General features: G+C 73.6%; 13 protein-coding genes. 9 read left to right on the top strand and 4 right to left on the bottom strand.

What is annotated here, in order from left to right:
* The first annotated feature begins 50 nt into the window (after positions 1-50).
* Both MET2598_RS0112685 and MET2598_RS0112680 read left to right on the top strand, forming a co-directional pair.
* A complete protein-coding gene (locus MET2598_RS0112685; protein ID WP_236728901.1) occupies positions 51-5,477 on the top strand; it encodes a HAMP domain-containing protein in 5,427 nt (1,808 codons plus the stop codon).
* Positions 5,474-7,582, top strand: a complete 2,109-nt coding sequence (locus tag MET2598_RS0112680) for a hybrid sensor histidine kinase/response regulator (protein ID WP_018261083.1) — start codon at positions 5,474-5,476, stop codon at positions 7,580-7,582. Before MET2598_RS0112685 ends, MET2598_RS0112680 begins: the two co-directional genes overlap by 4 nt.
* 62 nt (positions 7,583-7,644) lie before the next feature.
* Here the strand turns inward: MET2598_RS0112680 and bioD are convergent, their stop codons facing one another.
* Both bioD and MET2598_RS0112670 read right to left on the bottom strand, forming a co-directional pair.
* Complete coding sequence (gene bioD, locus MET2598_RS0112675; protein ID WP_018261082.1) at positions 7,645-8,322, bottom strand: dethiobiotin synthase; 678 nt, start codon at positions 8,320-8,322, stop codon at positions 7,645-7,647.
* A complete protein-coding gene (locus MET2598_RS0112670) occupies positions 8,319-9,458 on the bottom strand; it encodes an aminotransferase class I/II-fold pyridoxal phosphate-dependent enzyme (protein ID WP_018261081.1) in 1,140 nt (379 codons plus the stop codon). The genes bioD and MET2598_RS0112670 overlap by 4 nt, the downstream gene beginning before the upstream one ends.
* A gap of 193 nt (positions 9,459-9,651) precedes the next feature.
* Here MET2598_RS0112670 and MET2598_RS0112665 point away from each other — a divergent pair, with 193 nt between their 5' ends.
* Positions 9,652-10,596: a bifunctional helix-turn-helix transcriptional regulator/GNAT family N-acetyltransferase gene (locus MET2598_RS0112665; RefSeq protein WP_018261080.1), complete on the top strand. Its 945-nt coding sequence runs from the start codon at positions 9,652-9,654 to the stop codon at positions 10,594-10,596.
* A gap of 30 nt (positions 10,597-10,626) precedes the next feature.
* Positions 10,627-11,874, top strand: a complete 1,248-nt coding sequence (locus MET2598_RS0112660; RefSeq protein ID WP_012334877.1) for an adenosylmethionine--8-amino-7-oxononanoate transaminase — start codon at positions 10,627-10,629, stop codon at positions 11,872-11,874.
* A 59-nt stretch (positions 11,875-11,933) separates the two neighbouring features.
* Here the strand turns inward: MET2598_RS0112660 and purN are convergent, their stop codons facing one another.
* Both purN and purM read right to left on the bottom strand, forming a co-directional pair.
* Positions 11,934-12,590 (bottom strand): phosphoribosylglycinamide formyltransferase, encoded by a 657-nt coding sequence (gene purN, locus MET2598_RS0112655; RefSeq protein ID WP_012334876.1) that lies wholly within the window; start codon positions 12,588-12,590, stop codon positions 11,934-11,936.
* Positions 12,587-13,654 (bottom strand): phosphoribosylformylglycinamidine cyclo-ligase, encoded by a 1,068-nt coding sequence (gene purM, locus MET2598_RS0112650; protein WP_018261079.1) that lies wholly within the window; start codon positions 13,652-13,654, stop codon positions 12,587-12,589. Before purM ends, purN begins: the two co-directional genes overlap by 4 nt.
* 157 nt (positions 13,655-13,811) lie before the next feature.
* Here purM and MET2598_RS0112645 point away from each other — a divergent pair, with 157 nt between their 5' ends.
* The 5 genes from MET2598_RS0112645 to ppx all read left to right on the top strand — a co-directional run bounded on the left by MET2598_RS0112645 (position 13,812) and on the right by ppx (position 20,262).
* Entirely contained in the window at positions 13,812-14,354 is a 543-nt protein-coding gene (locus MET2598_RS0112645) for a CDP-alcohol phosphatidyltransferase family protein (RefSeq protein ID WP_018261078.1), read from the top strand.
* Between the two features lie 86 nt (positions 14,355-14,440).
* Complete coding sequence (locus MET2598_RS0112640; protein WP_018261077.1) at positions 14,441-15,589, top strand: AI-2E family transporter; 1,149 nt, start codon at positions 14,441-14,443, stop codon at positions 15,587-15,589.
* On the top strand, positions 15,589-16,290 hold the full coding sequence (locus MET2598_RS0112635) for a chromosomal replication initiator protein DnaA (protein WP_018261076.1): 702 nt from the start codon (positions 15,589-15,591) through the stop codon (positions 16,288-16,290). The genes MET2598_RS0112640 and MET2598_RS0112635 overlap by 1 nt, the downstream gene beginning before the upstream one ends.
* A gap of 90 nt (positions 16,291-16,380) precedes the next feature.
* The gene (locus MET2598_RS0112630; RefSeq protein WP_018261075.1) at positions 16,381-18,630 is read left to right on the top strand and encodes an RNA degradosome polyphosphate kinase; all 2,250 of its coding nucleotides are present in this window, start codon (positions 16,381-16,383) and stop codon (positions 18,628-18,630) included.
* A 90-nt stretch (positions 18,631-18,720) separates the two neighbouring features.
* Positions 18,721-20,262 (top strand): exopolyphosphatase, encoded by a 1,542-nt coding sequence (gene ppx / locus MET2598_RS0112625; RefSeq protein ID WP_012334870.1) that lies wholly within the window; start codon positions 18,721-18,723, stop codon positions 20,260-20,262.
* The last annotated feature ends 137 nt before the right edge of the window (positions 20,263-20,399 follow it).

Genomic DNA, 20,399 nt, shown 5'->3' with positions numbered 1-20,399 from the left:
CCTCCGCCGCGGAGCTCGACCTCGACCAGCTGCTCGCCGCCCTCCAGGCGATGCGGGCGGGGGATTTCAGCGTGCGCCTGCCCGGCAACCTGACGGGCCGCTCCGGCAAGGTTGCCGACACCTTCAACGAGATCGTGGCCGCCAACGAGCGCATGGCCGGGCAGCTGGAGCGGGTCGGGCAGGTGGTCGGCCGCGAGGGCCGCACCCGCACCCGCGTGCGCTTCGACCTCACCCAGGGCGCCTGGGGCGAGATGGAATCCTCCGTCAACACCCTGATCGACGACCTGCTCTGGCCGACCACCGCGGTGACGCGGGCGATCACCGCGGTGGCCCGCGGCGACCTCCTGCAGACCGTGCCCCTCGACGTCGACGGGCGCGCGCTCCAGGGCGAGTTCCTGCGCTCGGCCACCATCGTCAACGCGATGATCAAGCAGCTCAGCGTGTTCACCTCGGAGGTGACCCGCGTCGCCCGCGAGGTCGGCACCGACGGCAAGCTCGGCGGTCAGGCCCAGGTGCGCGAGGTGACCGGGGTCTGGAAGGACCTCACCGAGAGCGTCAACTCGATGGCCTCGAACCTCACCGCCCAGGTGCGCAACATCGCCGAGGTGACGATCGCGGTCGCCAACGGCGACCTCTCGAAGAAGATCACCGTCGACGTCCGCGGCGAGATCCTGCAGCTCAAGGAGGCCATCAACACGATGGTCGACCAGCTGCGCTCCTTCGCCTCGGAGGTGACCCGGGTCGCCCGCGAGGTCGGCACCGAGGGGCAGCTCGGCGGCCAGGCCATCGTGCCGGGCGTCGCCGGAACCTGGAAGGACCTCACCGACTCGGTCAACGCCATGTGCGGCAACCTGACCGCCCAGGTGCGCAACATCGCCCAGGTGACGACCGCGGTGGCCCGCGGCGACCTCTCGCGCAAGATCACGGTCGACGTCTCGGGCGAGATCCTCGAACTCAAGAACACCATCAACACGATGGTGGACCAGCTGAACGCCTTCGCCGGGGAGGTGACGCGCGTCGCCCGCGAGGTCGGCACCGAGGGCCGCCTCGGCGGCCAGGCCCAGGTGCCGGGCGCCGCCGGCACCTGGAAGGACCTCACCGACAACGTCAACTCGATGGCCTCGAACCTGACCGCGCAGGTGCGCAACATCGCCGAGGTCTCGACCGCCATCGCCAGCGGCGACCTCTCGAAGAAGATCACCGTCAACGTCTCGGGCGAGATCCTGGAGCTGAAGGAGACCATCAACACGATGGTCGACCAGCTCAACGCCTTCGCCAGCGAGGTGACGCGCGTCGCCCGCGAGGTCGGCACCGAGGGCAAGCTCGGCGGCCAGGCGACCGTGCGGGGCGTCGCCGGGACCTGGAAGGACCTCACCGACAACGTCAACTCGATGGCCTCGAACCTCACCGCGCAGGTGCGCAACATCGCCGAGGTCGCGACCGCGGTGGCGCAGGGCGACCTGTCGAAGAAGATCACCGTCAACGTCTCGGGCGAGATCCTGCAGCTGAAGGAGACCATCAACACGATGGTCGATCAGCTGCGCTCCTTCGCCGGGGAGGTGACGCGCGTCGCCCGCGAGGTCGGCACCGAGGGCCGCCTCGGCGGCCAGGCCCAGGTGCCGGGCGTGGCGGGAACCTGGAAGGACCTCACCGACAACGTCAACTCGATGGCCGGCAACCTCACCGCCCAGGTGCGCAACATCGCCGAGGTCTCGACCGCCATCGCCAACGGGGACCTGTCGCGCAAGATCACGGTCGACGTGCGCGGCGAGATCCTGGAGCTGAAGGAGACCCTCAACACGATGGTCGACCAGCTCAACCGCTTCGCCAGCGAGGTGACCCGGGTCGCCCGCGAGGTCGGCACCGAGGGCAAGCTCGGCGGCCAGGCGCAGGTGCCGGGCGTGGCGGGAACCTGGAAGGACCTCACCGACAACGTCAACTCGATGGCCGGCAACCTCACCGCGCAGGTGCGCAACATCGCCGAGGTCACCACGGCGGTGGCCCGCGGCGACCTCTCGCGCAAGATCGCGGTCGACGTGAAGGGCGAGATGCTGGAACTCAAGAACACCATCAACACGATGGTGGACCAGCTGAACGCCTTCGCCGGGGAGGTGACGCGCGTCGCCCGCGAGGTTGGCACCGAGGGCAAGCTCGGCGGCCAGGCGCAGGTTCCCGGCGTGGCGGGAACCTGGAAGGACCTCACCGACACCGTGAACGTGATGGCGGCCAACCTCACCGAGCAGGTGCGCGGCATCGTCAAGGTCGTCACCGCGGTGGCGGACGGCGACCTGACCCAGAACCTCACCGTCGCCTCGAAGGGCGAGGTCGCGGCCCTCGCCGAGACGATCAACAACATGACCCGGACGCTGGCGACCTTCGCCGACCAGGTCACCACGGTGGCGCGCGAGGTCGGCGTCGAGGGCCGCCTCGGCGGTCAGGCCAACGTGCCGGGCGCCGCCGGCACCTGGAAGGACCTCACCGGCAACGTGAACCTGCTCGCCGCCAACCTGACCACCCAGGTGCGCGCCATCGCGGAGGTCGCCACCGCCGTCACCAAGGGCGACCTCACCCGCTCGATCCAGGTCGAGGCCCGCGGCGAGGTCGCCGAGCTCAAGGACAACATCAACACGATGATCGGCAATCTCCGTCTCACGACGGAGCGCAACACCGAGCAGGACTGGCTCAAGACCAATCTCGCCCGCTTCACCAACATGCTGCAGGGACAGCGCGACCTGACCACGGTGGGGCGCACGCTCCTGTCCGAACTCGCCGTGCTGGTCGAGGCGCAGCAGGGCGTGATCTACCGGGTCGAGACCGGGGAGGCCGGCGCCGGCTCCCTGCGCCTGCTCTCGGCCTACGCGGACGACGCCATCGTGGGCCACAAGGAGCGCCTCGCGCTCGGCGAGGGGCTGATCGGGCAATGCGCCCGGGACGCGCGGCGCCTGCTCGTCACCGAGGTGCCCGCGACCGCGACCCCGGTCGTCTCCGGCCTGTTCCGGGCGGTGCCGCGCACCGCCATCGTGCTCCCGGTCCTGTTCGAGGGGCAGGTGAAGGCGGTGATCGAACTCGCCTCGCTCACCGCGTTCACGGACCTGCAGATCTCCTTCCTGGAGCAGCTCACCAGCGGCATCGGCATCGTGCTCAACTCGATCGAGGCGACGATGCAGACCGAGGGGCTGCTCACGCAATCCCAGCAGCTCGCCAGCGAATTGCAGATCCGCCAGCGGGAATTGCAGCAGACCAACGAGCAGCTGGAGCAGAAGGCCCAGCAGCTCGCCGACCGCAACGACGAGGTCGAGGCGAAGAACCAGGAAATCGAGCAGGCCCGCCGCGCGCTGGAGGAGAAGGCGGCGGAGCTCGCGCTCACCTCCAAGTACAAGTCCGAGTTCCTGGCCAACATGAGCCACGAGCTGCGCACGCCGCTCAACTCCATCCTGATCCTCGGCCAGCAGCTGAGCGAGAACCCGGACGGCAACCTGTCGGAACGGCAGGTGGAGTTCGCCCGCACGATCCACGGCGCCGGCACCGACCTGCTGAACCTGATCAGCGACATCCTCGATCTGTCGAAGATCGAGTCCGGCACGGTCTCGGTGGAGGCCGAGGAGATCTCGTTCGCCAACCTGCTGGCCACCACGGCCCGCCCGTTCCGGCACGAGGCGGAGAACCGGCGCCTGTCCTTCGACGTCGAGATGGCGCCGGAGCTCGGCACCCTCGTCACCGATTCGAAGCGCCTGCAGCAGGTGCTCAAGAACCTCCTGTCGAACGCCTTCAAGTTCACCGAGCAGGGCGGCGTGCGCCTGCGCGTGGCGCCCGCCGCCGGCGGCTGGAGCGCCGACCACCCGGTGCTCAAGAACGCGCCGGCCGTCGTCGCCTTCGAGGTCTCGGATACGGGCATCGGCATCCCGCCCGAGAAGCAGAAGATCATCTTCGAGGCCTTCCAGCAGGCCGATGCCGGAACGAGCCGCAAGTACGGCGGCACCGGCCTCGGCCTCGCCATCAGCCGCGAACTCGCCAACCTGCTCGGCGGCGAGATCCAGCTGCGCAGCGCCTCCGGGGTGGGGAGCACCTTCACCCTCTACCTGCCCCTCGCCTACGGGGGCGCGGCGAGCACGATCCCGGCGGCCTCCCCGTCCCCGGCGCCCGTCCCGGCGGCGCCCGCCGGAACGGGCCTGTCCGCCGGAACGGGCTTGTCAGCCGGGACGGGTTTGGCCGCCGGAGCGGGTTTGGCCGCCAGGGCGGGCGAGTGGACGCTGGCGGTGGTCGAGGGCGGACAGGGCGACGACCGCGAGAGCCTGCAGCCGGGCGACGCGGTGCTGCTCATCGTCGAGGACGACCCCCACTACGCCCGCGTCCTGGCCCAGCTCGCCCGCGACGGCGGCTTCAAGGTGCTGATCGCGAGCCGGGGCGCCGACGCGCTGGCGCTGGCGCGGCGCCACCGCCCGACCGCGATCTCCCTCGACGTCTTCCTGCCCGACATGCTGGGCTGGACGGTGCTGAGCCACCTCAAGCAGGATCCGGCGACGCGCCACATCCCGGTGCAGATCGTCACCCTCGACGAGGATCGCCGCCACGGCCTCGCGCGCGGCGCCTACGCGTTCCTGTCGAAGCCGACGACCTCGGAGGATCTCGGCGCGGCGCTGCGGCGCATCAAGCGCTTCGCCGAGCCGCGGCAGCGGCGGCTCCTGATCGTCGAGGACAACCCGGCCGAGCGCATGAGCGTGGCGACGCTGCTCGGCCACGAGGACATCGCCATCGTCACCGCCGAGACCGGCGAGGAGGCGCTGGCGGCCCTCAGGGCCGGCGCCTTCGACTGCGTCGTCCTCGACCTGAAGCTCCCCGACATGTCGGGCTTCGAGGTGCTGGAGCGCCTGCGCGAGGACCACGCGCTGGCCGACCTGCCGGTCGTGGTCTTCACCGGCCGCGCCCTCTCGCCGGAGGAGGATGCGCGGCTGCACGCGCTCGCCCGCTCCGTGGTGGTCAAGGGGGTGGAATCGCCCGAGCGCCTCCTCGACGAGACCGCCCTGTTCCTGCACCGGGTGGTGGCGGACCTGCCCCCCGAGAAGCAGCGGATGCTGGAGCGCCTGCACCGCTCCGACGAGGACCTGGTCGGGCGCACCGTGCTCCTCGTCGACGACGACGCGCGCAACATCTTCGCCCTGTCGAGCGTGCTGGAGCGGCGCGGCATGCGGGTCCTGACCGCGACGACGGGGCGCGAGGCGATCTCGATCATCGAGGCGCGCGCCGACATCGCCATCGTGCTCATGGACATCATGATGCCGGAGATGGACGGCTACGAGACCATGCAGGTCATCCGCGCCAACCCGGCCTTCCGGCGCCTGCCGATCGTGGCGCTGACCGCCAAGGCGATGAAGGGCGACCGGGAGAAGTGCCTGGAGGCCGGCGCCTCCGACTACCTCGCCAAGCCCGTCAACACCGAACAGCTCCTCTCGGCGCTCCGCCTATGGCTCCACCGGTGACCTCCCTGCCCGGCGCTCCCCAGGGCGTCGCCCCCCCGATGGCCGCCCCGTCCCCGCGGCCGGAGGAGGAGCGCGTCAACATCCTGCTGGTCGACGACCAGCCGGCCAAGCTGCTCAGCTACGAGGTCATCCTGAGCGAGCTGGGGGACCGGCTGATCAAGGCCAGCTCGGCCCGGGAGGCGCTGGAGCACCTGCTGCGCACCGAGATCGCCGTGGTGCTGATCGACGTCTGCATGCCCGAACTCGACGGGATCGAGCTCGCCACGATGATCCGCGAGCACCCGCGCTACCAGCACGTGGCGATCATCTTCGTCTCGGCGATCCAGATCAGCGACCTCGACCACCTGCGCGGCTACGAGGCGGGGGCGGTCGATTACGTGCCGGTGCCGGTGGTGCCGGCGGTGCTGCGCGCGAAGGTCCGGATCTTCGCCGAACTCTACCGCAAGACCCGGCAGCTGGAGCGGCTGAACGCCGAGCTGGAGCAGCACGTGGCCGAGCGCACGGCCGCCCTGGAGGCCTCGACGGCGCGCCTGCGCGAGAGCGAGCAGCGGCGCAGCCTCGCGCTGGCCGCCGGCCGCATGGGCGCCTGGGACTGGGACCCGGCGACCCGCAGCTACAGCTGGGACGCGGGCCAGTACCGGCTGTTCGGGGTCGATCCGGCGGCCTTCGTGCCGACGCCGGAGGCGGTCGAGGCGCTGATCCACCCGGAGGACCGGGAGCGCCTGCGGGCGCTCGGCCGCCACGCGGCGCGCACGGGCGAGCCCTTCGACGCGGAATTCCGGATCCTGCGGCCGGACGGGGAGACGCGCTGGTGCGCGGCCTCCGCGGCGACGACCCTCGATGCCGCCGGGCGGCGGCTCAGCGGCGTCACCTACGACATCACGGCGCGCAAGCGCGCCGAGGAGGCGCTGATCGACCTCAACCGCGAGCTGGAGGGGCGGATCGAGGAGCGCACGCGCGAGCGGGAGGCGGCCCTCGCCCAGCTCTTCGAGGCGCAGAAGCTCGACACGATCGGCCAGCTCACCGGTGGCGTGGCGCACGATTTCAACAACCTGCTGATGGCGGTGCTGGGCTCGCTCGAACTCCTGGAGAAGCGCCTCGACCCGCAGGACGACCTCGCCCGGCGCCTCCTCGGCAACGCCGTGCAGGGGGCGCAGCGCGGCGCCGCCCTGACGCAGCGGCTCCTCGCCTTCGCCCGGCGCCAGGAGCTGCGCCCCGAGACCGTGGCGGTGGCCGACCTCGTCGAGGGGATGCGGGGCCTGCTGGAGCGGGCGCTCGGGCCGAGCGTCGCCCTGGAGACCCGCCTGCCGGCCGACCTGCCGCCGGTGCGCATCGACGCCAACCAGTTCGAACTCGCGCTCCTCAACCTCGCGGTGAATGCCCGCGACGCCATGCCGACCGGCGGCACGATCACGCTCGAGGGCGGCAGCGTCGCGGCGGCGCCGGGCCTGCCCCCCGGCGCCTACGTGCGGGTCGCCCTCGCCGATACCGGCACGGGCATGGATGCGGCCACCCTGGCCAAGGCGACCGAGCCCTTCTTCACCACCAAGGGGCCGGGCAAGGGCACCGGGCTCGGCCTGTCGATGGTGCAGGGGCTGATGGCGCAGTCGGGCGGGACGCTGCGGGTGTCGAGCGCGCCGGGGCAGGGGACCACGGTCGCCCTCTGGCTGCCCGCCGCCGCCCCGGTCGAGGCGCGGGAGAACCCGGCGCGGGCGGCGCTGCCGGGTCTGGCCGAGATCCCGCCCTCGACGGTTCTGGTGGTGGACGACGATCCGCTGGTGCGGCTCGGCACCGCGGCGATGCTGGAGGATCTCGGCCACGTCGCCCTGGAGGCGGCCTCGGCCGCCGAGGCGCTGGCCCTGATCGAGGGGAGGGCCGGCATCGACGCCGTGGTGACGGACCACGCCATGCCGGGCATGACGGGCCTCGACCTCGCCCGCGCCCTGCGCGCGGCGCATCCCGGCCTGCCGGTGATCCTGGCCACCGGCTACGCGGAACTGCCGAGCGAGGACGAGCTGGCGCTGCCCCGCCTCGCCAAGCCCTTCAGCCAGGATGAGCTGGCGCTGCAGCTCGCGGCGGTGCTGGCGGTGGTGACGGCGGCCTGATCCGTGCCGCCGATCGCGGCCACGCCCCGCTGCGAGGCCGCACCGGTCAGCGGACCTCCGGATCAGCCCGGCACCACCGAGAGCCCCTCGGCCGGGAAGCCGCCGCCGCGCCGCACGCAGAGCACCCGCGCGCCCGCGTGCCGGCCGATCGCCTCCGCGACGGTCTCGGGCGGGGTCGGGGCCCCTGGCGTCTCGCTCACCACCACGGCCCGCAGCGCGACCGCGTGGTGGCGCAGGGTCTCGACCGCGGTGAGCGCGTGGCTGATCGCCCCGAGATAGCTGCCGGACACGAGGAGCGTCGGGAGCCCGAGGGCCTTCAGCCAGGCGAGGCCCGTCGCCTCCGCGGTGAGCGGGCTCATCAGCCCGCCGACGCCCTCGACGAGCACGGCCGTCCCCGGCGCGGCCGCCGCGATCGCGGTCCGGCACCACGCCGCGAGGTCGTCGAGGGCGAGGCGGCGGCCCTCGCGGGCGGCCGCGAGGTCCGGCGCCAGGGGCGCGGCGAAGCGCCAGGGCGTCGTGGCCGCCACGGTCTCGGGCGTCACCGGCAGGTCCTGGGCCGCCAGGAGCCGGGCCGTGTCGCTCTCCGCGAAATCCGGATCGGCGAGGGGCGGCACGCCGCTCGCGACGGGCTTGAGGGCGAGGACGCGCCGGCCGTCCTGCCGCAGCGCCCGGGTCAGCGCCGCGGTGACGTAGGTCTTGCCGATCTCGGTGCCGGCGCCCGCGACGAACAGGGCGCTCACGCCGCGGCCCCGAGATCGAGGAGGGCCTGGGCCAGGGCGTCGACCTCCGCCTCCTCGTGCGCCGCCGAGAAGGCGACGCGCAGGCGGGCGGTGCCGGGCGGCACGGTCGGGGGCCGGATCGCCACCACCAGGAAGCCCCGCGCCTCCAGCGCCCGCGACAGGGCGAGCGCGGCCTCGGCCTCGCCGACGAGGACGGGCACGACGGCGCTCTGCGCCTCCGGCAGGCCGAGCCGGGCGGTGAAGCGGCGGGCGAGCGCGAGCGGCCGGGCGGCGCGGGCCGGCTCGGCCTCGATCAGCCGGAGGGCGGCCAGGGCCGCGGCCGCGGAGGCCGGGGGCAGGCCGGTCGTGTAGACGAAGCTGCGCGCCCGCGAGGTCAGGAGGTCGATCGCCGGCCGCGAGGCGCAGAGATAGCCGCCGTAGCTGCCGAGCGCCTTCGACAGGGTGCCCATCTCCAGCGGCGCGGTCGCGTCCGGCCCGACGACGCCGAGCCCGTGCGCGTCGTCGACCAGGGTCCAGGCGTCGAAGGCGCGGGCGAGGCCGAGGATCTCCGCGACCGGGGCGCGGTCGCCGTCCATCGAGAAGACCCGCTCGGTGAGGATGAGCGCGCGGCGCGCGCGCGCGCGCTCGCGCGCCAGCAGGTCCTCGAGGTGGCCGAGGTCGTTGTGGCGGAAGGGCAGGGCGCGGGCGCCCGCGAGGCGCGTCCCCGCCCACATGCAGGAATGGCCGAGTTCGTCGATCAGGATCAGGTCGCCCGCCCCGACGAGGGCCGGGGTGACGCCCAGATTGGCGAGGTAGCCGCTGCCGAAGACCAGCGCCGCCTCGTGGCCCTTCCGGGCGGCGAGGGCCGCTTCGAGTTCGGCGAGGATCGGGTGGCTCCCGGTGACGAGGCGCGAGCCGCCGCTGCCCGCCCCGTAGCGGTCGAGGGCGGCGTGCGCCGCGGCCACCACCTCGGGATGGGTCGCGAGGCCCAGATAGTCGTTGCAGGAGAAGGAGACGACCGCCCGGCCGTCCCGCTCGGCCCGGGCGCCGCCGGTGCGGGCGGTCGGCACGAGGCGGCGGCGCAGGCCCGCCGCGTCGAGCCCGGCGAGCTTGGCGGCCGCGAAGGCGTCGAGGCTGGGGGTGGGAGGAACCGGCATGGCGGGGCTGTGGGCCCGCGGCCGGCAGGGTGTCAAGCCGGACGAATCTGCGACCGACCGCGCGCCTGCCGGGACGGGGCCGGACGGCCGCCTCGGCCGGTGCGGCCGCCGCGCCGGTACGCCGCGGCGCCCGCCTCGAATTAATTGACTTGGTCAACTGATCGCGCCAAGCTCCGCGCGTTCAGGAGGAGCCATGGCAGAGCCCCCATCCGACGCGGTCGCCGCGGTGCGCGCGTTCAACCGCTTCTACACGCGCCAGATCGGCCTCCTCGACGAGGGCCTGCACCGCAGCCCCTACTCGCTCACCGAGGCGCGGGTGCTCTACGAACTGGCGCATCGCGACCGGCCCAATGCGGCGGAGCTCGGCCAGGATCTCGGCCTCGACGCGGGCTATCTCAGCCGCCTGCTCAAGCGCTTCGCCGCCCGGGGCCTCGTCGCCAGGACGCCCTCGGCGCGCGACGCGCGGCGCCACGAACTGACGCTGACGGCGGCCGGGCGGGCGGCCTTCGCCCCCCTCGACGCGGCCTCGCGGGGCGAGGTCGAGGCGATGCTGGCGCGGCTCGCGCCGCCGGACCGGGCGGAGCTGGTGCGGGCGATGGAGCGGGTCCAGGGCCTCCTCACCCCGGCCCCGGCCCCCGCTCCGGTGGCGATCCGCCCCTTCCGGGCGGGCGATACCGGCTGGATCATCCACCGCCAGGGCCGCCTCTACGCCGAGGAATACGGCTTCGACGACAGCTTCGAGGGCCTCGTCGCGGGCATCCTCGCGGGTTTCGTGGCGGGGCACGATCCCGCCCGCGAGGGCGGCTGGGTGGCGGAGAGCGGCGGCTCGCCGGTCGGCAGCGTCTTCCTGGTCCGGCAATCGGAGGCGGTGGCGAAGCTGCGGCTCCTCTACGTCGAGGCGGCGGCGCGGGGCTCGGGCACCGGCCGGCGGCTCGTCGAGACCTGCCTCGCCTTCGCGCGCGGCGCGGGCTACCGCCAAGTGACGCTGTGGACGAACGACGTGCTCGCCCCGGCCCGGCGCCTCTACGAGCGGGCGGGGTTCCGCCTCGCCGAGCGGGCGCCGCACCGCTCCTTCGGGCGGGACCTCGTCGGCGAGACCTGGAGCCTCGATCTCGCGGGCCGCGATCGCGCCGCTTGACACCGGCGCGCCCGCGCGCCGACTGGCCGCATGAGCGAGCCCCGCGACCACGCCCTCTGGCGCCCCTACACGCAGATGAAGACGGCCGCCCCGCCCCTGCGGGCCGCCCGCACGCAGGGCAGCCGCATCCTGCTCGAGGACGGCCGCTCCCTGGTCGACGGCATCGCCTCCTGGTGGACGGCCTGCCACGGCTACAACCACCCGGAGATTGCCCGGGCGGTGGCCGCGCAGCTCGACGCGATGCCGCACGTGATGTTCGGCGGCCTGACCCACGCCCCGGCCGAGACCCTGGCGCGGCGCCTCGCCGGCCTCCTGCCGGGGGATCTCGACCACGTCTTCTTCTCGGATTCGGGCTCGGTGGCGGTCGAAGTCGCCCTGAAGGCGGCGGCCCAGGTCTGGCTCAACCGCGGCGTCGCGGGCCGCTCCCGCTTCGCCGCCTTCCGGGGCGGCTATCACGGCGACACGATGGGGGCGATGTCGGTCTGCGACCCCGAGGAGGGGATGCATCGCCGCTTCGGCCGCTACCTGCCCGAGCAGGTCTTCTTCGACCTCCCCGACACGCGCGCGCGGGAGGCCGCCCTCGATGCCGGGCTGGCGCGCCACCGCGACGGGCTCGCCGGGGTGATCGTGGAGCCGCTGGTGCAGGGGGCCGGCGGCATGCGCATGCATCCGCCCGAGGTGCTGGCGCGGATCGCGCGGCTCGCTCGCCGCCACGGCCTGATCCTGATCCTGGACGAGGTCTTCACCGGCTTCGGCCGCACCGGCAGCCTGTTCGCCTGCGAGCAGGCGGGGGTGGTGCCGGACCTGATCTGCCTCTCGAAGGCGCTCACGGGCGGCACGATGCCGCTCGCCGCCACGGTGGCGACCACCGAGATCTTCTCCGCCTTCTGGTCCGACGATCCCGCCGCCGCGCTGATGCACGGGCCGACCTTCATGGCGAACCCGCTCGCCTGCGCGGCGGCGAATGCGAGCCTCGACCTCTTCGCCCGCGAGCCCCGCCTCGCCCAGGCGCGGGCCCTGGCGGCGCGGCTGGAGGAGGGGCTCGCCCCGCTGCGGGGCCGGCCCGGCATCGTGGACGTGCGGGTGCTGGGGGCGATCGGGGCGGTGCAGCTCGCGCCGCCCCTCGACCTCGCGGGCCTCAAGGCCGCCTTCCTGGAGCGGGGCGTCTGGGTGCGGCCCTTCGGCGACATCGTCTACCTCACCCCCTGCCTCACCATCGGCGAGGAGGATCTCGGCCTCCTGCTCGCCGCGATGCGGGAGGTGCTGGGCGCCCGCTGAGGGGCCGGCCGCGGCGGGGGCGCGACCGGGTCGGCCGCCCGGTCCCGCGCCGCGACCCTTCAGGATGCCAGCGACAGCAGCGCCCCCTCGGGCGGGGCGCTCCCCTGCGCGAACGCCACCCGGTCGCCGTCGAGCCGCGCCCGGCCCGCGGCGACGAGCGCGACCGCCGCCGGGTAGAGCCGGTGCTCCTGCACCAGGACCCGGGCCGCGAGGCTGTCGGCGTCGTCGTCCGGGCGCACCGGCACGGCGGCCTGCGCGATGATCGGGCCCGCATCGAGTTCGGGCACCACGAAATGCACCGTGCAGCCGTGGAGCCGCACCCCGGCCGCCAGCGCCTGCGCGTGGGTGTGTGTGCCGCGGAAGAGCGGCAGCAGGGAGGGATGGATGTTGACCATCCGGCCCGCCCAGGCCTCGACGAAGCCGGGGGTCAGCACGCGCATGAAGCCCGCCAGCACCACGAGCTCGATCCCGTGGGCGCGCAGCCCCGCGTCGAGGGCGGCGTCGAAGCCCGCCCGGTCCGGATGGGCCCGGTGGTCGAGGGCGAGCGTCGCGAGGCCGGCCGCCGCCGCGTGGGCGAGGCCGGGCGCGTCGGGCCGGTTCGAGGCCGCGAGCACGAATTGCGCCGGATAGGCCGGATCCTCCGCCGCCCGCAGCAGCGAGACCATGTTGGAGCCGCGCCCCGAGATCAGGATCGCGGTGCGGGGGCGCGCCGTCACAGGCCGAGCCTGCCCGCGAAGCTGACGGGGGCCTCGCCCCGGGGCGTGACCGTCCCGAGCCGGACCGGCGCCTCGCCGGCCGCGCGGAGCGCCGCCTCGACGGCCTCGATCCGCTCCGGCGCCACCACCACCACCATGCCGATGCCGCAATTGAAGGTGCGCAGCATCTCCGGCACCGCGACGCCGCCGGTGCGGGCGAGCCAGCCGAAGACCGGCGGCACCGCCACCGCGTCGAGGTCGAGGGCGATGCCGACCGCCTCCGGCAGCACCCGGGGAAGGTTGTCGGGGAAGCCCCCGCCCGTGATGTGGGCGAGCGCCTTGATCGCCCCGCGGCCGGTCGCCCGCAGCGCCGCGAGGAGCGGGCGCACGTAGATCCGGGTCGGGGTCAGCAGCGCCTCGCCGAGGCTCCGGCCCGGCGCGAAGGGCGCGGGCGCGTCCCAGGGCAGGCCCGAGGCCGAGACGATCCGGCGCACCAGCGAGAAGCCGTTCGAGTGCACGCCCGAGGAGGGGAGCCCGAGCACGAGGTCGCCGGGGGCGATGCCGTCGGCCGGCAGCAGCGCCCCGCGCTCGGCCGCGCCGACCGCGAAGCCCGCGAGGTCGTAGTCGGACCCGTCGTAGAGGCCGGGCATCTCGGCGGTCTCGCCGCCGATCAGCGCGCAGCCCGCCTGCCGGCAGCCCTCGGCGATGCCCGTCACGATCGCCGCGCCCACCCCCGGCACCAGCTTGCCCGTGGCGTAGTAGTCGAGGAAGAACAGGGGCTCGGCCCCCTGCACCACGATGTCGTTGACGCACATCGCCACGAGGTCGATCCCGATCGTGTCGTGGCGCCCGGTCTCGATCGCGATCTTGACCTTGGTGCCGACGCCGTCGTTGGCCGCGACCAGGATCGGGTCGGAGAAGCCCGCGGCCTTGAGGTCGAACAGGCCGCCGAAGCCGCCGATCTCCGCATCCGCGCCGGGGCGGCGGGTCGAGCGCACCAGCGGCTTGATCGCCTCGACCATGGCGTTGCCCGCGTCGATGTCGACGCCCGCTGCGGCATAGGTCAGCCCGTTCTCGCCCGCCATCACCCGTGAACCCTTCGGCTTTGCGCTGCCGCCCCGTGTAGCCGCTTCCGGCGCGGGCGGCGAGTCGCCGGGTGCGGGTCGCCGGGTGCGAGTCGCCGGGTGGAGGCGGCGCGCGGCTTCTGACACCATGGCGGGACGGAGAGATCGACCGCCCCGCATGACGATCCCCAACCTGATCACCCTCGGCCGCCTCGTCCTGGTCCCCTTCGTGATCGCGATGATCGGGCAGGGGGCTTGGGCGCTCGCCTTCGCGGGCTTCGCGCTGGCGGGCCTCTCGGACGCGGTCGACGGCTACGTCGCCCGCCGCTTCAACATGAAGAGCCAACTCGGCGCCTACCTGGACGCGCTGGCCGACAAGGCGCTGCTGGTCTCGATCTTCGTCGCCCTCGCGGTGGTCGGCGCGGTGCCCGCGTGGCTCGCCATCGTGATCGTCTCGCGCGACGTCATGGTGCTGGGGGCGATCCTGCTCGCGTGGCTCCTCGACCGGCGCATGGCGATCCGCCCGCTCCTGATCGGCAAGCTCAACACCGCGCTGCAGATCGTCTTCGCCGGGGGGCTCCTGGCCCTGCGCGCCTTCGGGGCGCCGCCCCACCCGGCCGAGACCCTGGCGGCGATCCTCGTCGCCGCCCTGGCGGCGGCCTCCGTGCTGGTCTACGGCCTCCTCTGGATGCGGCACATGAGCCGGGAGGAGGCGCCGTGACCCGCCCGCAGCAGCGGCTTGACCCTGGGGAGGCCGCATCCCTATCTGCGCCGGGCGGCGGGGACGCGCCGCCACGGGAACCGGGAATGCTCCAGCGCCGCGCCACGATCGGGCTCGCCGTGCTCGCGGTCGTGGTCGTCCTGCTCTACGAGCTGCGGGACGTGCTGGTGCCCTTCGTGGCCGGCGCGGCCCTCGCCTACGTGCTCGACCCGGTCGCCGACCGGCTGGAGCGGCTCGGGATCGGGCGGCTTTCCGCCACCTTCTTGATCCTGGCGGTGTTCGTGCTCGGGCTGCTGCTGGCGCTGATCATCGCGGTGCCCCTCGCCGCCCGCCAGATCGGCGCGCTCGCCGCCGCCCTGCCCGGGGTGGTCTCGCGGATCCAGGCGATCATCGCCGAGAATGCCGGGCCGCTTCTCGAGCGGGCGGGCGGGGCGGGCACGCTCCAGGACCTGCAGGCCTCGGTCGGGCGCCTCGTCGGGCAGGCCGGCAGCTTCCTCGTCAACCTCGCCGGCTCCCTCTGGTCGGGGAGCCAGGCCGTCGTCGGGATCCTGTCGCTCCTCGTCGTCACGCCCGTCGTCGCCTTCTACCTCCTGATCGACTGGGACCGCATGACCGCCACCCTCGACGGCTGGGTGCCGCCCCGCCACCGGGACACCGTGCGCCTCATCGCCCGCGACATCGACCGGGCGATCACCAGCTTCATCCGCGGCCAGAGCCTGGTCTGCCTCCTGCTCGGCACCTTCTACGCGCTCGGCCTGTTCCTGATCGGGCTCAATTTCGGCGTGCTGATCGGGCTGCTCGCCGGCTTCCTCACCTTCATCCCCTACGTGGGCTCGCTCACCGGCTTCCTGCTCTCGACCGGGGTCGCGGTGGTGCAGTTCTGGCCGGACTGGCCCTGGATCCTGGCCACGCTCGGGGTGTTCCTGGTCGGCCAGTTCATGGAGGGCAACGTGCTGCAGCCCAAGCTCGTCGGCGACGCGGTGCGCCTGCACCCGGTCTGGCTGATGTTCGCGCTCCTCGCCTTCGGCTCGCTGTTCGGCTTCCTCGGCCTGCTGCTCGCCGTGCCGATCGCCGCGGCGCTCGGCGTCGTCGCGCGGTTCGCGGTGCGGCGCTACCTGGAGAGCAGCCTCTACTGGGGCGAGGCGCCGCTGCCGGCGGCGCTCCCGCTGGCGCCGGCGCCGCTGCCGGCCGCGGCGCGGCCGCCGGCGGACCACGACGCGCGGAGCCGCGCCTGATGCCGGAGGCTCCGCGCCAGCTCGCCCTCGACCTGCCCCTCGATCCCCGCTTCGGCCCCGAGGATTTCCTGGTCGGCCCGAGCAACGAGGACGCCTACGCGCGGATCGAGGCCTGGCCCGACTGGCCCGACCCGGTCCTCGTCCTCACCGGTCCCCCGGGCAGCGGCAAGAGCCACCTCGCGGCGATCTGGGCCGAGCGGGCCGGGGCCCGCATCGTGGCGGCCGGCGCCGTGACGCGGGCCGCCCTGCCGGACCTCGCCGGAGAGCCGGCCCTCGTGGTCGAGGATGCGGACAGGCCGTCCGGGCGCGACGAGCCCGCCCTGTTCCACCTCCTCAACCTCGCCCGCGAGCGCGGGCGCGGCCTCGTCGTCACCGGCAGCGGCCCGGTCGAGGGCTGGGGCCTCGCCACGCCCGACCTGCGCTCGCGCCTGCGGCTCGCCCCCACCCTCGGCCTCGCGCCGCCGGACGAGGCCCTGCTGCGGGCGGTGCTGGTCAAGCTCTTCGTCGACCGCCAGCTCGTGGTCGATACCAGCGTCGTCGACGCCCTCGCGCTGCGCATCGACCGCTCCCTCGGCCGCGCCCGCGACGTCGTCGCCGCCCTCGACCACGAGGGGTTGAGCCGCGGACGGCGCATCACCCGCCCGCTCGCGCTCGCGACCCTGGCCGCCCTCGACGCGGCCGCCGGCGAGGAGAGCCCCTGAGGTTTCATCGAGATGTCAGACCGCGCTGTCAGGCCGCGCACCGGCCCCAGGCAAGCCGCCACCCGTCCCAGCCCCGAGGAGGCTCCCGCCGTGATCGAACCCGTCGCCCACGCCAAGGTGATCGAAGCCCCGGACGCGGTCGGGCCGCGGCCCGAGACCCCGGCGCACGGGGCCCGGCCGATCGACAAGGCGGTCGCGGCGGGACGGGCCCTGCGCAGGGAGCCGGCCCGCTTCGTCAACCGCGAATTGTCGTGGCTCCAGTTCAACCGGCGGGTGCTGGAGGAGGCCTCCAATACGGGCCACCCGTTGCTGGAGCAGCTGCGCTTCCTGTCGATCTCGGCCAACAACCTCGACGAGTTCTTCATGGTCCGGGTCGCCGGCCTGCACGATCAGGTCCGCGCCGGCGTCGCCACCCCGTCGCAGGACGGGCTGACCCCCTCCGAGCAGCTCGCCCGCATCGCCGCCGAGGTGTCGGAACTCGCCCGCGACCAGCAGCGGCGCTGGCGCGAGCTGCGCGAGGAATTGCAGGCCCACGGCATCGAACTGGTCGAGGGGATGGGGCTCTCGGCCGAGGAGGCGACCTGGCTGGAGGAGTACTTCCTGCAGCACATCTTCCCGGTGCTGACGCCGCTCGCCATCGACCCGGCCCATCCCTTCCCGTTCATCCCGAATCTCGGCTCGACCCTCGCGCTGATGCTGGTGCGGCCCCGGGACGGGCGGTTGCTGCGGGCGCTGATCCGCCTGCCGGCCGTGGTCGAGCGCTTCGTGCGGCTGCCCGACCCGGCCGGCACCGGCGCGTCCCGCTTCATCGCCGTCGAGCAGGTGATCGTGCTGTTCACGAGCCGGCTGTTCCCGGGCTACCTCGTCAAGGGCCAGGGCGGCTTCCGGGTGGTGCGCGACTCGGATCTCGAGATCGAGGAGGAGGCCGAGGACCTCGTCCGCCACTTCGAGACCGCGCTCAAGCAGCGCCGCCGCGGCGTCGTCATCCGCCTCGAGGTCGAGGCGAGCATGCCGGAGGATTTGCGCGCTTTCGTGGCCGACGAGCTGGAGATCCCGGCCGACGGGGTATTCCTGGTCGAGGGCATGCTCGCCCTCAACGAGCTGTCGCAGATCGTCTCGATCGACCGGCCCGACCTGAAGTTCAAGCCCTACAACCCGCGCTTCCCCGAGCGCATCCGCGAGAGCGGCGGCGACTGCTTCGCGGCCATCCGCCAGAAGGACTTCGTGGTCCACCACCCCTACGAGTCCTTCGACGCGGTGGTGCAGTTCCTGGCCCAGGCCGCCCGCGACCCGAACGTGGTGGCGATCAAGCAGACGCTCTACCGCACCTCCTCGAACTCGCCCATCGTGGCGGCGCTGGCCGAGGCCGCCGAGGCCGGCAAGTCGGTGACCGCCCTCGTCGAGCTCAAGGCCCGCTTCGACGAGGAGGCCAATATCCGCTGGGCGCGCAACCTGGAGAAGGCCGGCGCGCAGGTGGTGTTCGGCTTCATCGAGCTGAAGACCCACGCCAAGCTGTCGATGGTGGTCCGCCGCGAGGGCGACCGGCTCGTCACCTACTGCCACGTCGGCACCGGCAACTACCACCCGATCACGGCCCGGATCTACACCGACCTGTCCTTCTTCACCGCCGACCCGGTGATCGCCCGGGACGTCTCGCGGATCTTCAACTTCATCACCGGCTACGCCGAGCCCGCTGAGCTGGAGCGCATGGCGGTCTCGCCGCTCGCCCTCAAGGCGCGCCTCCTCAAGCACATCGAGGAGGAGATCGAGCACGCCAGGGCCGGGCGCCCGGCCTCGATCTGGATCAAGTGCAACTCCCTCGTCGACGCGCCGGTGATCGACGCCCTCTACGACGCGAGCCAGGCCGGGGTGCAGATCGACTGCGTGGTGCGCGGGATCTGCTGCCTCCGGCCCGGCGTGCCGGGCCTCTCCGAGAACATCCGGGTGAAGTCGATCGTCGGGCGGTTCCTGGAGCACGGGCGCATCTACGCCTTCGGCAACGGCGTCGGGCTGCCGAATCCCAAGGCCAAGCTCTACATCTCCTCGGCCGACCTGATGAGCCGCAACCTCGACCGCCGCGTCGAGGCCCTGCTGCCGATCCTCAACCCCACCGTGCACCAGCAGGTTCTCGACCAGATCATGCTGGCCAATCTCCTCGACAACCAGCAGAGCTGGCGGGTGCTGGCCTCCGGGGCGAGCGAGCGCATCCAGCCCGCCTCGGGCGAGGAACCCTTCAACGCGCACAGCTATTTCATGACGAATCCGAGCCTCTCCGGGCGCGGCAAGGCGTCGAAGAAGTCGAGTCCGCGGGCGCTGAGCCGGCGCGGCCAGGGTGGCTGACAGGTGGGCTGCTTCCGGTCATAAGCTGCCGCAACGACACGGCGTTGCGCCCCGCCGCAGCCGCCCGGCGCCGACGCCGCGAGGAATTCCATGGACGCGCACACGACCGCACCCGTCCCGCCGAGCGCCGCCGTGGCCGAGATCGCGCCCGGAGAGCCGGTCGCGATCGTCGATATCGGCTCCAACTCGGTGCGCCTCGTGGCCTATTCGGGGCTCTCGCGGGCGCCGACGCCGCTCTACAATGAGAAGGCGATGTGCGGTCTGGGCCGCGCCGTGGCCACGACGGGGCGCCTGCACGAGGACGGCATCCGCCGCGCCCTCCAGGCGCTGGCGCGCTTCCGCGAACTCTGCCGCACGATTCGGGTCGGGCGCATCCACGTGCTCGCCACCGCGGCGGCCCGCGACGCGGAGAACGGCCCCGACTTCCTGCGCGCCGCCGAGGAGGCGATCGGCCAGCCGATCGAGCTTCTGTCGGGCCGCCGGGAGGCGGAACTCTCGGCATTGGGCGTGGTCTCGGGCTTCTACGCGCCCGACGGGGTGGTGGGGGACCTCGGCGGCGGCTCCCTCGAACTCGTCGACGTGCGGGGCGTCGCGGTCGGCCAGGGCGTGACGACGCCGCTCGGCGGGCTCGCCCTGCAGGACCTCAGCGGCGGCTCCCTCAAGAAGGCGCGCAGGCTCGCGGCCGACACCCTCAAGCGGGCCGCGCCGCAGCTCGAGACCCTGCGCGGGCGCACCTTCTACGCGGTGGGCGGCACCTGGCGGGCCCTCGCCCGCCTGCACCAGGCCACCCGCGGCTACCCGCTGCACGTCATGCACGGCTACACGATCGCCCCGGCCGACGAGCTGAGCTTCCTGGAGGTGGTGGAGCGGGTCGACGCGGCGACGCTCGCCGCCGTCGAGAGCGTCTCGGAGGCGCGCCGCCCGCTCCTCGCCTACGGGGCGGTGGTGCTGGAGGAGATCATCCGCAGCGGGCGCCCGCGGGAGATCGCCGTCTCGGCGACGGGCGTGCGCGAGGGGCTGCTCTACGAACTGCTCGATCCGGCGCAGCGCGCCCTCGACCCGCTCCTGGCGGCCGCCGAGGAGCTCAACCGCCTGCGCGCCCGCTGCCCGGGCCACGGCGCCGAGCTCCAGGCCTGGACCGACGCCTTCATGGCGAGCCTCGACCGGCCGGAGACCTCCGACGAGCGGCGCCTGCGCCACGCCGCCTGCCTGCTCGCCGATATCGGCTGGCGCACCCATCCGGATTACCGCGGCGAGCAGAGCCTCAACCTGATCGCGCACGGCTCCTTCGTGGCGATCGATCATCCGGGCCGGGCCTACCTGGCGGTGGCGGTGTTCTTCCGCCACGAGGGCGTGGCGCCCGAGAAGGCGAGCCCGACCCTGCGCCAGTTGGCGGGCGGGCGGCTGTTCGAGCTGGCGCGGCTCCTCGGCGCGGCCCTGCGGGTCGCCTTCCCGATCTCGGTGGCGATGGAGGGGGTGCTGCCGCGCACGCCGCTCCTCCTGCGCGACGGCGCCCTGGTGCTGCACCTGCCGGAGGATCTGCGGGCGCTGGCGAGCGACCGCCTGGTCAGCCGCCTGCGCGGCCTCGCGCGCCTGGTCGGCGTCGAGGCCAGGATCGCCGTGGGCGCGTGAGCGGCGACGGGCGGCGGCTCCCCGGCGCGCGTGGACGTCCGCTGCGGGTCGCCCGCGCTTAAACCCCCGTTAGCCCTGCCGTGACACGGTGGCTGGCCGCTCGGGGAATCGTGTGGAGATGGGTCGGACGGGCACAG

This window comes from Methylobacterium sp. WSM2598 (assembly GCF_000379105.1).
In the GTDB taxonomy this organism is placed as follows: Bacteria; Pseudomonadota; Alphaproteobacteria; order Rhizobiales; family Beijerinckiaceae; genus Methylobacterium.
Note: the sequence above shows the minus strand (reverse complement) of the source record. Positions and strands in the feature narration are given on the sequence as shown.